Genomic DNA, 16,435 nt, shown 5'->3' with positions numbered 1-16,435 from the left:
TTAAACCAGTTCACGCACTTTATCTTCCAAAATGGTTGTCGCTATTTTCATGCGGTGAGGTTCCCCGCGGGCTAATGCTTCCGCAAATTTAATAGCTTGTTTCGGTTCGGCCTTCGCGGGCATAGGAGGTTCAAAAGGATCGACTACGGCTTCGATCACTGCAGGTCCAGGCGTGGCTAAAGCTTGATCAAGAATCGTTCCACATTGTTTCGGATCTTCGATAGTAAAACCAGTTGCACCACAGGCTCGGGCATACATTGCAAAATCAATGGGATGAAGTTCGCACCCATATTCCGGATTGCCTAAAAACACCATTTGTTCCCATTTGATTTGGCCTAAAGTGTTGTTTTTGATAATGACTACTCTAATGGGGAGCTGATATTTTACTGCCGTAGTTAATTCTGCCATGAGCATGGAAAAACCGCCATCGCCCACGAACGCAATACACTGTCGATCGGGATAAGCAATTTGCGCTGCGATGGTGTAAGGCAAACCGTTGGCCATCGTCGCCAAAGTGCCAGAGAGTGAGTGCATTTGACCTTGTTTGACTTTGATTTGACGTGCGAACCAAGTTGCAATTGTCCCACTGTCCGAAGAAATAATGGCATTGTTATTAAGCCGCTTACTTAATTCCCAGGCGACTACTTGTGGTTTCATTGGTCGATCCATGCGTGTGCCTTGTTCTTCCATCATTTCCCACCATTTTTGCATGCCGTCCTGAGCTTTTTCTAAAAATTTTTTACTTCGACTATTGCCGAGTTTTGGCAAGAGCTGCTTTAGTGTCATTCGCGCATCGCCCACTAATCCTACTTCGACAGGATAGCGCAAACCGATTCGGGTCGGATTAATATCGATTTGGATTCCTCTAGCGCTTCCGGGTTTGGGTAAGAATTCCAAATAAGGAAAGGAAGTGCCCACCATTAAAAGACAATCGCATTCTTCTATTGCTTCTTGCGACGGTTTGGTTCCCAATAATCCAATGCCGCCGGTTGTGTAAGGGCTGTCATCGGGAACACAGGCTTTGCCGAGGAGCGCTTTGATAATGGGTGCGCCTAATTTTTCCGCTAAGGTGATAAGTTCTTGCGTTGCTTTTAAAGCGCCGCGACCTGCTAAAATGGCAATTTTTTTGGAATCATTCAAGATTTCCGCTGCCGATTGTAAATCCTCTTCAGTAGGCAATCCCATGCGGCTAGCGAATACGTTTGTGTTATGTTTAGGGATATTTCGTTTTGAACGTTCTGATTTTTTTAATGGCGATGATTGAATATCCACAGGAAAATTAAGATGAGCCACACCGCGGCGGCCTAATGCGGTGCGACAAGCAAGATGAGCAACATTTTCAACATGTTCTGGTCCCATGATGCGTGTGTTATAAACCGAAACATCCATATAGACTCGATCGAGATCCACATCTTGTTGCGCATGGGTATCGATCAAATCATGGTAATGATGTCCAGTAATAGCGAGTACAGGTTGTCCATCAAGTTTGGCATCATATAAACCATTGAGCAGATGAATGCCCCCTGGGCCTGATGTTGCTAAACAAACGCCAAGTTTTCCCGTGTATTTTGCGTAACCGCACGCCATAAAGGCGGCTGCTTCTTCATGTCGCACTTGAATAAAGCGAATGCGATCTTGTTGCTTTCGTAGCGATTCCATAATGCCATTAATTCCATCACCTGGCAGTCCAAAGATAACATCCACATCCCATTCAATAAGCGTTTCGATTAAGACATCTGCTGCTGTCATGGTCATAAGAATTCCTTTGTATAATTTTTTGTGAGAACGCCGCAAAGTCTGATTGTATTTTAATTCAAACCGCATTTTGTGCAAATGAACTCATTTTATGAGGTTCGCTTGACATTGTTCAAATTTAAGTAAGTAAAAGGTAGTCTTTCGTTTTTCGTTGTTCCAAACGGTTTTTCAAAATTAACAAAAGGAATTATGGCGCAAATTTTTTTGCCTTACACGAACGTGATCGCGAAAGTGAGCCTGATTGGAGGAGTTGCGTTTCTTTCTTTTTTAATATGGATTTGGTATGTTAATTATCGTTCGCCTTATTGGACGCGCGTTAATGTCGTGCTCGAACAACCGGTCCCTTTTAGTCATGAGCATCATGTTAGCGGGCTAGGAATTGACTGTCGTTATTGTCATACAACCGTAGAAAAAGTGGCTTTCGCTGGAATGCCATCCACAGAGACTTGTATGACGTGTCACTCACAAGTTTGGAGTGATGCTCCGATTTTAGAACCGGTGCGCGCGAGTTTTCAAACAGGAAAACCTATTGCATGGAACCGTGTCCATGATCTTCCCGACTTTGTTTATTTTAATCACAGCATTCATGTGCAGAAAGGCGTTAGTTGCGTCAATTGTCACGGCCGTGTGGATCGGATGCCGCTGATTTCTCAACAAAATAATCTTTATATGAAATGGTGTTTGGATTGTCATCGATCGCCTCAAAAACAAATTCGTCCACGAGAAGAAATTTTTAATTTTGATTGGAATTCCCAATCCTTATCGACCGCTGAAGCTAAAAATTTGGTGAAGTCTTACCATATCAACGTGAATCAATTAACGGATTGCATCCTATGTCATCGTTAAAAAAAGAGCGGGTTCATTTTTCGGAACCGATGAGTCTTATGGAACGTCGTCATTTTTTGACGATCATGAGTGCTTCAATCGCATTGGCGGGATTGAACGGGTGCACGCGACAACCCATAGAACAAATTTTGCCTTACGTGAAACAACCGGAAAATTTAATTCCGGGACAACCTCTTTATTTTGCAACCGCAATGGTGTTGAATGGTTTTGCCACAGGCATTTTGGCAGAAAGCCATGAAGGGCGTCCCACAAAAATTGAGGGCAATCCGCAACATCCTTTTAGCTTGGGTAGCACGAGTGTTTTCGAGCAAGCGGCTATTTTAGAATTTTATGACCCAGATCGCTCTCAAAATGTGATGCGAACGGGGCGAATCAGTAATTGGGACAGGTTTCTTTCTGAATTAGTTCCTATTTTAGAAAAACAAAAAACCACTCAAGGCGCGGGGCTAAGAATTTTAACCGAGACAATTTCTTCGCCTACTTTGGTCGATCAATTAGAAAATTTATTGACCCAATATCCTCGAGCTCGATGGTGTCAATACGATCCGGTAAATCGTGATGCAGTTTATGAAGGAGCGAAGCTTGCATTAGGGCAACCTGCAGAAACTCATTATGAATGGGATCGAGCTAAAGTGATTGTTTCTTTGGACGCTGATTTTCTTTTTTATCATCCTGCTAGATTGCGGAATACACGTTTATTTTCTCGTCAGCGAAATGTTGCATCTCAAAAAAAAGTGGAAATGAGTCGGCTCTATGCCGTGGAGAGTTCTTTCACATTAACCGGTGCTATGGCGGATCATCGTTTGCCTTTGCCTTCAACCCGGATGGAGCATTTTACTTATGCCTTGATTTTGGCATTGCGAGGAAGGCCGCTTTTTGGAAACGAATTTTTGGCGGATCCCACGATTGAAGTGTGGTTAAAAACTTTGGCAAAAGAACTTTTAGATCATCGAGGAGAATCAATTGTTGTCGCAAGTTGTTTTCAATCGCCACAAACGCACGCCTATGTGCATTGGATTAATGAATATTTAGGAAATTTAAATCGCACGATTTTTTATGCGTCGCCGATTCATAAAAGTGAAGACATCGAATCGCTGGGTGAAGTCGTTGCCGAGATTCATTCAAGGAAAGTCGACACATTAATTATTTTAGAAGGAAATCCTGCCTTTAACGCGCCTGCGGATTATGATTTTGCAAGTGCCTTGCTAACAGTCGAAAACACGATTCATTTAAGCGCCTATTACAATGAAACTTCCGCGCGATGTCAGTGGCATATTCCAGCCACGCATTTTTTAGAAAGCTGGGGTGATGCGCGCGCTTATGATGGCACGGTTTCACTTATCCAACCTTTGATTTTGCCGCTTTATCAAGGAAAATCTGCGCACAGTTTGGTGGCTTATGTGAGTCAATCGGAAATCACGGATTCTTACGAATTAGTTCGAAGTTTTTGGAAGAAAAAAAATATCTGGCCAAATTTTGAAAAAGGGTGGCGACGCGCTTTGCATGATGGAATAATTGAAGGAACGCGTTTAGTCTCTAAAAATTTTCCGATCCAATTTGAGCCGACAGCTCCGATATCTTCTTCCCTTCCACTTTCTGAGAAAAATATAGAAATTAATTTTCGTCCCGATCCCATGCTTTGGGATGGTCGATTTGCCAATAATGCCTGGCTGCAAGAAATTCCTAAACCCTTTACTAAAGTGACTTGGGATAATCCGTTGCTTATTAGCTCGCATTTGGCGAAGAAACTTAATTTGCAAAATGAAGATGTAGTTGAGTTGAAGTTGAACGATCGCAACTTGAGGGCCGCTATTTTTATTATGCCGGGACAGGCTGATTATGCGGCGACTTTTTATCTTGGATCAGGAAGATCGCGAGCGGGACGCGTGGGAAATCAAGTGGGGTGGAATGCTTATACTTTACGAACTTCGCATGCGCTTTGGACGGAAACAGGTTTAATCCTAAATAAAACTCAAAAGCAATATCCTCTGGCTGTGACTCAATCGCATCATCGGATGGAAGGGCGAAATCTTTTGCGCGCGGGCACGCTGGCTTATTTCATGGGCAATCCGAATTTTGCTCAAGAACTCTCTGAGACTCCTTCGCCCGATACGACGCTCTATCACTTTAAAACTTCTCGATCGGAAGAGTATGCTTGGGGCATGGTAATTAATTTAACCACTTGCATTGGTTGCAATGCGTGTGTGATTGCATGCCAGGCGGAGAATAATATTCCCGTGGTTGGCAAAGGGCAAGTTATCGCCGGTCGAGAGATGCATTGGATTCGAGTGGATTCTTATTATCGCGGTGAGTTAAAAAATCCCAAAGCAGAACATCAACCGGTGCCTTGCATGCATTGTGAGCATGCGCCTTGCGAAGTGGTGTGCCCTGTGGAAGCTACGCTGCATAATGCAGAAGGTCTCAATGAACAAATTTATAATCGTTGTGTCGGTACACGTTATTGTTCGAATAATTGTCCTTATAAAGTGCGTCGTTTTAATTTTTTTCATTACGCTGATATTCGCGAGCCAAGTTTGAGGCTCATGCAAAATCCTGATGTTACGGTGCGATGGCGAGGGGTGATGGAAAAATGCACTTATTGTGTGCAGCGGATTAATCAAGCGCGAATCGCAGCCAAAAAAGAATATCGCCCTATTCGAGATGGAGAAATTGTTCCCGCTTGTGCACAGGTTTGTCCTGCGGAGGCTATTGTTTTTGGTAATGGCAATGATTCCGAGGCGCTTGTTTCTAAACTCAAAAAGCATTCGTTGAACTATGGGATGTTAGAAGAGCTTAATACCCGACCTAGAACGACCTATCTCGCGCAATTAAAAAATCCTAATCCACTTTTACTTCAAACGGAGCCACGTTATGAATCAGGGAATTAATTCTCAGACTGATAGTGAAGTTTCTGCGCTAGGCTACCCGACTCTTTTAGTTGGTGGACAGGAGAGTTATGAATCAATCACGCAAAAAATTGAATCACTCACTTTTCCAGAACAGCATGGTAAGGGTTGGCTTTTAGGATTCGGAGTGGCTTTTGCTTTGGTAATGATTTTGTTTCTGGGTGTGGCTTATCTTTTTTATTGGGGAGTGGGAGTGTGGGGAGTTAACATTCCGGTCGCCTGGGGTTTTGCGATTGTTAATTTTGTGTGGTGGATTGGAATTGGTCATGCGGGCACGTTGATTTCAGCTATTTTACTTTTGATGTTTCAAAAATGGAGAAATTCGATCAATCGGTTGGCAGAAGCGATGACATTGTTTGCAGTGGCTTGTGCGGGCATGTTTCCTTTGTTGCATTTGGGGCGTCCTTGGCTGTTTTATTGGTTGTTGCCTTATCCCGACACGATGGGGTTGTGGCCTCAATTTCGTAGTCCTTTAGTTTGGGACGTTTTTGCGGTGGGCACTTATTTTACTGTTTCTCTTTTATTTTGGTATACCGGATTAATTCCGGATTTTGCCACGCTTCGCGATCGGGCATTGAAATCCTGGAAACAAAAACTCTATGGCGTTTTAGCTTGGGGATGGCGAGGTTCTGCTATTCATTGGAAGCGATATCAAACGGCTTATTTGCTTTTAGCGGGTCTTTCGACGCCTTTGGTGGTTTCGGTGCATAGCGTGGTAAGTTTTGATTTTTCGGTTTCTATTTTACCAGGTTGGCACACCACGATTTTTCCGCCTTATTTTGTGGCGGGCGCGATTTATTCCGGCTTTTCGATGGTGCTTACGATTATCATTCCGGTTCGTAAAATTTATCATCTCGAAAATTTCATCACGCTGCGTCACCTAAACAATATGGGTAATGTGATGTTGGCTACAGGTCTAATTGTGGCTTACGGCTATCTTATGGAGACTTTCTTTGCTTGGTATAGCGGAGAAATTTTTGAGCAATATTTGATTGTGAACCGTTCTTTGGGACCTTACGGAATTTTTTATTGGATGTTGATTTTATTTAACATTGCAATTCCACAATTTCTTTGGGTGCGACGAGTTCGCACGCATTTGCTTTCCTTATTTTTGGTGGCATTGTCGGTGAATTTTGGAATGTGGTTGGAGCGGTTTGTAATTGTGATTGTGAGTCTTCACCGCGATTTTTTGCCTTCTTCTTGGGGAATGTATTTTCCAAGTGTTAATGATTGGGCGCTTTTGTTTGGCTCGATCGGTTTATTTATCGCTTTAATTTTTTTGTTTATTCGTTTTTTCCCCATCATTTCCATGTTTGAAATGCGGGAATTGCTAGCCGCTAAGGAGGAAAAATCATGAATCAATCGCATGATTTATTTGGAATGCTTGCCGAATTTGGTGATCCTCACGATTTATTGGAGGCGACGCAGCGAGCTTTTGCGCAAGGTTACCGTCGTATGGATGCTTATTCACCTTTTCCCATTGAAGGATTGGCCGAGGCGCTGGGTTATAAAAAAACGGGAGTAGCGATTTGGGTGTTGTTAGGAGGATTGTTGGGAGCAGTTGGAGGTTATTTTTTACAATATTATTCTATGGCTGTCGACTATACCTTTAATATTGGAAATCGACCTCTCAATAGTTGGCCGATGTTTATTCCCATTAGTTTTGAGTTGATGGTGTTGAGTGCTGCTTTTTGCGCAGTGATTGCGATGTTGTCGCTTAATCGTTTGCCTCAACCGTTTCACCCTCTTTTTTATGTTCCAGAGTTTGCGAGAGTTTCTACTGATCGATTTTTCCTTTGCATTCAAAGCGCCGATTCTCAATTCGATACGGAGCAAACCCGAGATTTTTTAATGAGGCTGAATCCTATTTGTGTGACCGAAGTGCCCCAATAATTTGCTATGAAAAACTTTTTTTCATTTGAAAAAAAACCATTGATTGCTTCGGCGATCGGAGCGGGAATTTTATTGTTGAACTTGGGATGTCGCCAGGAAATGTATAATGATGCGAAGTATCGTCCTTTAGAAAAAAGCGATTTTTTTGACGATAAAATGGTTTCTCGATCTTTAGTGCCTCACACTGTAGCTCGTGATCCCTGGCGAGATGATGATGCTTTTAACACGGGGAAAACGAATGACGTTTATGTGAAAACATTGCCGATGCCTTTGAATGAGGAGCTTTTACATCTTGGGCAAAAAAACTTTAATATTTATTGTTCTGTGTGTCATGGACTCAATGGCAAGGGTAATGGCATGATTGTGCAACGCGGTTTTCCGGCGCCATCTTCTTTGCATGACGCGCGTTTAAAAGAAGCTCCCATTGGTTATTTTTTTGATGTGATGACGAAAGGTTATGGAGTGATGTATTCTTATGCCTCGCGCGTTACTCCGCAGGAGCGTTGGGCTGTTGCAGCTTACATTCGCGCTTTGCAATTAAGTCATTCGGCCACACTGCAGCAAGTGCCGCTAGCAAAACGAACTGAATTGGAGGCTCAAAAATGAAAGCAACCTCTTTTTCTTTTGAGCGTTTTCAAAAAATTTTATGGTTTCTTTTAGTTATTTTTATTGCGCTTTTTATTGTGGGAGCGGTTTTTAATCTTAGACGGTTTTTGATTGCTTATCTTTTCGGTTTTTTGTTTTGGAGCGGTGTGTCGTTGGGATGTTTTGGAGTTTTGATGTTACACCATTTGGTGGGAGGGAAATGGGGGTTTGTGATTCGTCGATTTTTGGAAGCAGGTCTTACTTTGCTTCCCATTTTTGCGATTTTGTTTTTACCCATACTTTTGGGAGCGGATCATTTGTATGTTTGGAGAAATCAGTCGGTGGTGAGGCAAGATCCTATTTTGCGTCAACAAAGTTTATACTTGAATCCGATTGGATTTGATTTGAGGGCGTTGCTGTTTTTCAGCGTTTGGGTGGTAATGGGTTGGTTGTTAAATAAGTGGTCATTGGACCAAGATGAAAGGAAGGACCCCACGCCTACACGACGTTTGCGTGTGTTGAGTGGCCCTGGAATTGTCCTTTATGCAATCACCGTTACCTTTGCTTTTGTGGATTGGGTGATGTCTTTGGAGATGCATTGGTATTCCAGTATTTTCCCAGCTCTTGTGATTGTGGGGCAAATGTTAAGTGCTTTGACTTGGAGTATTGTTTTTATCCTTTTATTTCGTCGTTCTTTCCCGTTTTTACAAGTTTTGTCTGCTAAACATTATCATGATTTGGGCAATTTATTGTTGGCTTTGGTGCTTTTGTGGACTTATCTCACTTTTTCACAACTTCTTATTATTTATTCGGGCAATTTGCCTCATGAAATTGCTTGGTATCGTCATCGTAGTCAACATGGTTGGCAGTGGATAGCAGGTTTTTTAGCGGTCTTTCATTTCGCGATTCCTTTTTTTATTTTATTATTTCGCAAGGCAAAATGTTATCCCGTTTCTTTGTTAGTTATCGCTTTAGGTTTTATTCCTGTGCATGCGGTGGCAGTTTATTGGTATGTTCTCCCCTCGTTTTATCCTCAGCAGATTGCGTGGCATTGGTTTGATATAGTTGTTTGGCTGGGATTGGGTGTGGTTTGGCTTAATTTTATTTTTTTGCGTTTACGAAAAAACGTCTGGCTTCCTCAAAATGATCCTAGGTTTTCCTGGAATTTTTCAACATTATGAATTCGCATCTTTCCAATGAGTCGAAAAAACGCGGATATGAAATCAAAGATTTCAATATTCGATTTGTTATTATTTTTGTGCTGTTGCTGGTAATGGGTATCGCATTGGTTTATGGAGCGACCACTTTTCTTTTGAAGGCGCTGCAAAAAAGAGAAAAAAAAGAGGAATTTTTTTCTAAAGCAAATAAAGTGCAACGCCTCGTTATTCCGCGTCTGCAAGTTTTTCCCAAGCAAGATATGCAGAAATTTTTGGAAAAAGAGAGAATTGAGTTGAATGGCTACGGTTGGGTGGATCGTGAAAAAGGGATTGTTCAAATTCCTATCGAACAATCGATGAAATGGATAGTGGATCAGGGACTGCCCATTTGGCCTTCGGGAGAAAAGGTGAGCACGTTTCATGAGATGATTCATAATAAAAAACAAAAAATGGAGCAATAAATATGAAAATAGCTGCTTTGTTTTTAATTTTAACTGCAGGGGTGGTTCAAGCCCTTACGCCGGATGAGTTTCAAGCATTGGATTTTAAACAAAATTTAGGCGAGTCGCTATCTCTGAATTTGACTTTTCAAGATGAAAATGGAGAAAAGGTTTTGCTCAAAAATTATTTTCAGGGAAGGCCTGTTATTTTTGTATTGGGTTACAGCTCGTGCCCCATGTTGTGTTCGTTGGTTTTGGATGGTTTGGTGCAATGTCTTCAAGGGTTATCATTAAAAGCAGGTGCCTCCTTTGATGTGGTTTATTTGAGTATTGACCCTAAGGAAACTCAGGATCGTTTATTGACGATGAAGGAAAAATATTTGAAACGTTATGGACAAATCAATTCTGAAAAAGGGTGGCATTTTTTAAGGGGCGATTTGGCTTCGATTAATATCATTTCTCGAGAGATTGGATTTTCTTATCGATACGATGTGAGGAGTAAGCAATATGCTCATCCGAGCGGAATTGTTGTTGTGACTTCTCAAGGAAAAGTTTCGCAATATTTTTTGGGGATTAATTATCCTTCGCCAGGATTGGCAATGGCTATTGAGCGATCGGCAAAACAGAAGACCGGAACTGCGGTTAAAAAATTGCTTTTGTTATGTTTTGATTACAATCCGGAAACAGGTCGCTACGGAAATGTTATTTTAGGTTCGATACGTTTGTTGGGTATTTTAACTATTTTGAGTTTGGCTGTTTTGATTAGGAAATCTCACCGTGAGAGGTTATGAGTTTTCCGTTTTTTCCAGCATCAGGCTCCGCAATGGCCACTCAGGTTGATAGGTTATTTCTTTTTTTGGTGGCATTGACGATTGTGGTGCATCTGATTGTTTTTGGGCCAATGATTTTTTTCTTATTTAAATATCGTGAAAGTAAAAAAGTTGATCGAAGTCCTCTTAAATTTTCTACGCTTAAGGTCGAGTTAGTTTGGATTATTATTCCTTTAATATTAGTCATGGCAGTTTTTGCTTGGGGCAGTCATTTATATGTTAATTTGCAAGAGCCGCCTAAAGAGGCTATCGAAGTAAATGTTGTCGGGAAGCAGTGGATGTGGAAAATTCAACACCCAGAAGGTAATCGAGAGATTAATGAATTACATGTGCCTGTGGGAAGTGTCGTGAAATTAGTCATGACTTCGCAAGATGTGATTCACAGTTTTTTTCTGCCAGTTTTTCGTATTAAACAAGATGTGTTACCTGGGCGTTATACCACGGAATGGTTTCAAGCGACGAAGGTTGGTAGTTATCATCTTTTTTGTGCAGAATATTGTGGGACGATGCATTCTCATATGATTGGGCGTGTTCATGTGATGGAGCCTAAAGATTATGAAGATTGGTTAAGGGAAGGTGAACCCACGGAACCATTAGTTCAATCTGGCCAAAAGTTATTTCAAGAATTGGGTTGTAGCGGGTGTCACAGTATGCAGTCACAGTTTCATGCGCCTTTGTTAGAAGGGATATTTGGTCGCCCTGTTCCCTTAGAAGAGGGACGCATGGTAATGGCAGACGAAAAATATATTCGAGATTCTATTCTTTTACCACAACTGCAAATTGCAGCGGGATACCCTAATATTATGCCGAGTTTTGAAGGGCGTTTATCGGAAGAAGAAATATTTCAATTGGTTGCCTATATTAAAAATTTGTCTCCGAAAAAAGCAAAAAGTGGGAAGGGAAAACCATGAATGCTGCGCAGGAGTTTAATTTCTCGATTGAAGCTACCAAAAATTATTTGAATGTTAATTATTCTGTGAAATCTTGGCTTTTTACTCGAGATCATAAACGGATTGGCCTGTTATATTTATTTTCCATCATTTTCTTTTTTTTCATTGCGGCAATGGCTGCGGCTTTGATGAGGTTGGAATTATTAACTCCCGAGGGGGATTTGGTTTTGGCGGATACTTACAACAAGTTATTTACCATTCATGGAGTGCTGATGGTTTGGTTTTTTCTTATTCCCTCTATTCCAGCTACGTTAGGAAATTTTGTGATTCCATTGATGCTCGGAGCGCGTGATGTGGCTTTTCCGCGAATCAATTTATTGAGTTGGTATTTGTTTATTTTTGGGGGTGGGGTGACTTTATATTCCATTATAATTGGTGGGGTTGATACAGGATGGACTTTTTATACGCCTTACAGTAGCGCTTACTCTAATTCTTATGTGGTGATGATGGTGGTTGGAGTCTTTGTTGCGGGATTTTCTTCTATTTTAACGGGGCTTAATTTTATTGTAACGATTCATAAAATGCGCGCGCCAGGATTAACTTGGATGCGTTTACCTTTGTTTATTTGGTCGATGTATGCCACGAGTCTGATTCTTGTTTTGGCTACTCCCGTTTTGGCTATTACGCTTTTTCTCATTGCTTTGGAGCGTTTATGGCAAGTGGGAATTTTTAACCCGGCTTTAGGTGGCGATCCCATTTTGTTTCAGCATCTCTTTTGGTTTTATTCCCATCCCGCAGTTTACATTATGATTTTACCGGGCATGGGGGTGGTGAGTGAGTTAATCGCTTGTTTTTCGCGCAAACAGATTTTTGGTTATACTTTTGTGGCATTTTCGAGTTTAGCGATTGCGGTGTTGGGCTTTCTGGTTTGGGGACATCATATGTTTGTGAGCGGCCAATCCGTTTATGCTGGAATGATTTTTTCGCTTTTAAGTTTTTTGGTAGCCATTCCTTCTGCGGTAAAGGTGTTTAATTGGACTGCTACACTTTATCGAGGCTCTATTTCGTTGAAAACGCCGATGATTTATGCGTTAGGTTTTATCGGTCTTTTTACGTTAGGCGGCATGACGGGGATTTTTTTAGCGACGCTTGGGGTGGATGTGCATGTGACCGATACTTATTTTGTGATCGCGCATTTCCATTATATTATGGTAGGCGGGATGGTGTTGGCTTTTATGGGGGGATTACATTATTGGTGGCCTAAGATAACGGGTCGACTTTATCCCGAAAAAATGGGTCAGTTAAGTGCTTTAATTACTTTTATTGGATTTAATCTTACTTTTTTTCCGCAATTTATCGCAGGTTACTTGGGTATGCCGCGTCGTTATCACGCTTATGCGGCGGAATTTCAAATTTATAATGTTCTTTCCACAGCAGGCGCTTCTATTTTGGGAGTGGGATATGTTTTGCCCATTTTTTATTTTTTATGGTCACTATGGTTTGGGAAAAAGGCGTCCATGAATCCTTGGGATGCTCGAGGGTTGGAATGGCAAACGGCTTCGCCACCTTCGCAATATAATTTTGAGCAAACGCCGATCGTAACAGAACAAACGCATGCTTATCCTCTATTGACGAGTGAAAAAACGCTTAGAAAGGTAATGCATGTCAGATAAAATTTTGTTGGCACATCAGTTTGAAGATTTAGAGCAGCAACGAGAAACTTCTGTGTTGGGGATGTGGGTTTTTTTGGCGACAGAAATTATGTTTTTTGGTGGGTTGTTTGCCACTTATGCCATTTATCGATTGCTTTATAGCAAGATTTTTATTGATGCGAGCCATTCTTTAGGAGTTTTTTTTGGCGCGCTGAATACGGGCATATTATTATGCAGCAGTTTTACGATGGCGTTGGCATTGCATGCTGTGAAGGTAAAGCGACGCAAAACGTTGATGTTTTTTTTACTTTTGACCAGTTTTTTGGGATGCATTTTTTTAGGCATTAAAGGGTATGAATATTATGAAAAATTTCGTGAATATCATGTTCCAGGGGTGAGTTTTAAGTATCATGGCGCTTCTCCAAAGATTGCAGAACTTTTTTTCTGGTTATATTTTTCTATGACAGGTTTACATGCCTTGCATGTCTTAATTGGCATTGGGGTGTTGTGGATTATGTTTTTTCTTTTTTGGAGAAATTATTTGCCACTGGAAAAACATATGCCTGTCGAGATTGCGGGACTTTATTGGCATTTTGTGGATATTGTTTGGGTTTTTTTGTTTCCCCTTTTGTATTTAGTGAGATGATTTTATGAAAGAAAACATTGTTTCTCAAAAAATTTATGGTCGCACTTTTTTTGCGCTCTTAGGTTTGTTGGGGTTAACGGTGGGTGTGTCTTATATTCATTTTGGGATTTTGAATCCGATCATTGCTCTTTTGATCGCATCATTAAAAGCTTTATTGATTCTTCTTTATTTCATGCATGTCCGTTATTACGGAAAGTTGATTTGGATATTTGTGGGGATTGGGTTTTTTTGGCTAACTCTTTTAGTCGTTCTTTCTCTTACTGATTATTTAACGCGAAAATAATATGAACATGGATCTTACTTCCACACCCCCGGGCTATCCGGGTTTGGCTCCCACCTGGACTTCGAGCGCTAAAGCGGGGGTAGGCACTGCTATCGCGAATCCCAGTCGGGTTTGGTTTACGATTTCTCATGGTATTTTAAATGAAATTTATTTTCCCTCACTAGATCAGGCTAATACGCGTGATTTTGGTTTTATTGTAACGGATGGAAAAGAGTTTTTTTCTGAAGAAAAACGTCACACTGCACATTGCATTGAACCTCTGGGTGAGGGTGTCGCGGGTTATCGCTTGGTTAATACCTGTTGTCAAAATCGCTACCGCATCACTAAAATTATCATTACTGATCCGCAGCGAGATGTTCTAGTGCAAAAAATCAAATTTGAACCCTTGCAGGGAAACGTCGCTGATTACCATTTGTATGCTCTTTTAGCGCCTCATCTAGATAATCAAGGCAGTGGAAATAATGGATGGTTGGGGGATTATAAAGGTGTACCTATGTTATTTGCTCAATATAATGATACAGCACTTGCTTTGGCTTGTTCGGTGCCCTGGCTGGGGAGAAGTTGTGGTTACGTGGGTGCTAGTGATGGTTGGCAGGATTTACAAAAACATAAAAAGCTAACTCAGTATTATCCTGAAGTTAAAGATGGAAATATTGCGTTGGTGGCTGAAGTTGACTGGAAAAGATCCGAAGGAGAATGCGTGATTGTTTTGGGATTAGGGTCAGATCATTATGAAGCGGGTCAAGAAGCGCGGGCTTCTCTTCTTTTTGATTTCGATGAAATGATGCAAGCCTATATTTCTCAATGGAAGCAATTTCAAAATCAGTGTCGGTGTCGCAATTTGGGTTCTCACAAAAAGGATGCCTTTAATTTGTATCGAGTCAGTACGGCGGTTTTGGAGACGCATAAAGGGAAGAAATTTGAGGGCGGCATTATTGCGAGTTTATCCATACCGTGGGGTGATGCTCGTCAGGATAAAAATATTGGAGGTTATCATTTGGTTTGGGCTCGTGATCAAGTGGAAGCGGCAACGGCTTTTTTGGCAGCGGGTAATGTTGAAGATGCTCGCGACACTTTATTTTATTTGATGTGCACTCAAGAAGCGGATGGTCATTGGCCACAAAATATGTGGTTAAATGGGAAGTCTTTTTGGCATGGGATTCAAATGGATGAAACGGCTTTTGTAATTTTATTGGCCGATCTTTTGCGTCGTTATCGCGGATTAGGTGATCTCGAGATATGGCCGATGATTCGACAGGCGGCTCAATTTATTATTTTTAGCGGTCCGGCTACGATGCAGGATCGATGGGAAAGGAACACGGGCTTTTCACCTTTTACTCTGGCTACAGAAGTGGCAGCGTTGTTGGCGGCTGCTGATTTTGCTGAAGAAGTTGGTGAGGATCATGCTGCTGAGTATCTTCGACAAATTGCTGATATTTGGAATACGAATATTGAGCAATGGACTTATGCTGCCAATACTTCAATAGCTCAAGAAATGGAAGTGGATGGGTATTATGTATGGATCAGTTCACCTAAAGTAGTGGAATTAAATTCTATTCATGATGATGTCATTCCGATTAAAAACTTAACTGACGGAGAAAAAGAATTTCGGACAGTTGATGTGGTCAGTCCAGATTTTTTGGGTCTGGTGCATTTTGGTTTGCGGGCTGCGAATGATCCGCGGATTGTGAATACGATCAAAGTGGTTGATCATTTCTTAAAAACCGAAACTGCTACAGGTCCGGTATGGCATCGTTATCGTTACGATGGTTATGGTGAGCATGATGATGGTAGTCCTTATGATGGTAGCGGTAAGGGTCGAGGCTGGCCTTTATTAACAGGGGAGCGCGCTCATTATGAAATTGCTGCAAAGAATTTTAAAGAAGTTGAGCACTTATTGAAGGTCATGTCAGCTCAAACCAGTCCCGGAGGTTTTTTCCCAGAACAGATTTGGGATGGGCCGGATATTCCTGAAAGAGAATTATTCAATGGCCATCCTTCCGGATCTGCTATGCCTTTGGTTTGGGCGCATGCTGAGTATATCAAACTATTGCGCTCGATTCGGGAGAGGAAAGTTTTCGATATGCCGCCTCAGCCTGTTAAGCGTTACCAGATTGATAAGGTGATTAGCCCTTTTTTTCAATGGCGATTTGATCATGCCTGTGCTTTTTTGCCGGCAGGCAAAATTTTGAAAATTGAGTTAAAGGCGCAAGCGAAAGTTTGTTGGACTGTTGATGCATGGAATACGGTGGACGAAACTTCGACACGAGATTCGGGTTTTAATATTCATTTTGTGGATTTACCTACGGAAAAACTAGAAGTGGGTGGTGAGATAGAATTTACTTTTTATTGGTTAAGAAGTGATAGGTGGGAAGGGAAAAATTTTAAAATTCAAGTCAGATAGTTTTTAAAATAGTTTTGTAGAATAAAAAAGCCCTCGTTTTTAGCGAGGGCTTTTGAGTGAAAAGCTTCAGTGAAACTTAAGTTTGTTACTGAGGGGCGACGACTTTGCCGACTTGGCCGTCTTTGTCTTTGCCTTTGTCGGTCCACAG

Annotated in this window: 14 protein-coding genes; 13 read left to right on the top strand and 1 reads right to left on the bottom strand. The window is 41.5% G+C overall.

The window, feature by feature from the left end; genetic code table 11:
- Complete coding sequence (locus tag K1X66_09280; protein ID MBX7158562.1) at positions 1-1,755, bottom strand: pyruvate oxidase; 1,755 nt, start codon at positions 1,753-1,755, stop codon at positions 1-3.
- Positions 1,756-1,944: 189 nt separating this feature from the next.
- Here K1X66_09280 and K1X66_09275 point away from each other — a divergent pair, with 189 nt between their 5' ends.
- From K1X66_09275 to K1X66_09215, 13 genes are read left to right on the top strand one after another with little or no spacing between them, the layout of a single operon-like run.
- Entirely contained in the window at positions 1,945-2,601 is a 657-nt protein-coding gene (locus K1X66_09275; protein MBX7158561.1) for a cytochrome c family protein, read from the top strand.
- A complete protein-coding gene (locus K1X66_09270) occupies positions 2,589-5,489 on the top strand; it encodes a 4Fe-4S dicluster domain-containing protein (protein ID MBX7158560.1) in 2,901 nt (966 codons plus the stop codon). Before K1X66_09275 ends, K1X66_09270 begins: the two co-directional genes overlap by 13 nt.
- A complete protein-coding gene (nrfD, locus tag K1X66_09265; protein MBX7158559.1) occupies positions 5,473-6,864 on the top strand; it encodes a polysulfide reductase NrfD in 1,392 nt (463 codons plus the stop codon). The genes K1X66_09270 and nrfD overlap by 17 nt, the downstream gene beginning before the upstream one ends.
- Positions 6,861-7,400 (top strand): DUF3341 domain-containing protein, encoded by a 540-nt coding sequence (locus K1X66_09260; protein MBX7158558.1) that lies wholly within the window; start codon positions 6,861-6,863, stop codon positions 7,398-7,400. Before nrfD ends, K1X66_09260 begins: the two co-directional genes overlap by 4 nt.
- 6 nt (positions 7,401-7,406) lie before the next feature.
- Positions 7,407-8,006, top strand: coding sequence for a cytochrome c (locus tag K1X66_09255; protein ID MBX7158557.1), 600 nt, complete (start codon positions 7,407-7,409; stop codon positions 8,004-8,006).
- Positions 8,003-9,166, top strand: a complete 1,164-nt coding sequence (locus K1X66_09250) for a hypothetical protein (protein MBX7158556.1) — start codon at positions 8,003-8,005, stop codon at positions 9,164-9,166. Before K1X66_09255 ends, K1X66_09250 begins: the two co-directional genes overlap by 4 nt.
- Positions 9,163-9,603, top strand: coding sequence for a hypothetical protein (locus K1X66_09245; protein MBX7158555.1), 441 nt, complete (start codon positions 9,163-9,165; stop codon positions 9,601-9,603). The genes K1X66_09250 and K1X66_09245 overlap by 4 nt, the downstream gene beginning before the upstream one ends.
- 2 nt (positions 9,604-9,605) lie before the next feature.
- Positions 9,606-10,373 carry an SCO family protein gene (locus tag K1X66_09240; GenBank protein ID MBX7158554.1) on the top strand — a complete coding sequence of 256 codons (768 nt, stop codon included), beginning with the start codon at positions 9,606-9,608 and terminating at the stop codon, positions 10,371-10,373.
- The gene (gene coxB / locus K1X66_09235) at positions 10,370-11,323 is read left to right on the top strand and encodes a cytochrome c oxidase subunit II (protein ID MBX7158553.1); all 954 of its coding nucleotides are present in this window, start codon (positions 10,370-10,372) and stop codon (positions 11,321-11,323) included. The genes K1X66_09240 and coxB overlap by 4 nt, the downstream gene beginning before the upstream one ends.
- Positions 11,320-12,975 carry a cytochrome c oxidase subunit I gene (gene ctaD / locus K1X66_09230; protein MBX7158552.1) on the top strand — a complete coding sequence of 552 codons (1,656 nt, stop codon included), beginning with the start codon at positions 11,320-11,322 and terminating at the stop codon, positions 12,973-12,975. Before coxB ends, ctaD begins: the two co-directional genes overlap by 4 nt.
- Positions 12,965-13,600: a cytochrome c oxidase subunit 3 gene (locus K1X66_09225; protein ID MBX7158551.1), complete on the top strand. Its 636-nt coding sequence runs from the start codon at positions 12,965-12,967 to the stop codon at positions 13,598-13,600. Before ctaD ends, K1X66_09225 begins: the two co-directional genes overlap by 11 nt.
- Before the next feature lie 4 nt (positions 13,601-13,604).
- A complete protein-coding gene (locus K1X66_09220; protein MBX7158550.1) occupies positions 13,605-13,883 on the top strand; it encodes a cytochrome C oxidase subunit IV family protein in 279 nt (92 codons plus the stop codon).
- Positions 13,884-13,890: 7 nt separating this feature from the next.
- The gene (locus K1X66_09215) at positions 13,891-16,287 is read left to right on the top strand and encodes a glucan 1,4-alpha-glucosidase (GenBank protein MBX7158549.1); all 2,397 of its coding nucleotides are present in this window, start codon (positions 13,891-13,893) and stop codon (positions 16,285-16,287) included.
- Positions 16,288-16,435: the final 148 nt, after the last annotated feature.

This window comes from Verrucomicrobiia bacterium (assembly GCA_019694135.1).
GTDB lineage: Bacteria > Verrucomicrobiota > Verrucomicrobiia > JADLBR01 > JAIBCM01 > JAIBCM01.
This window is presented reverse-complemented; position numbering and strand designations above follow the sequence as displayed.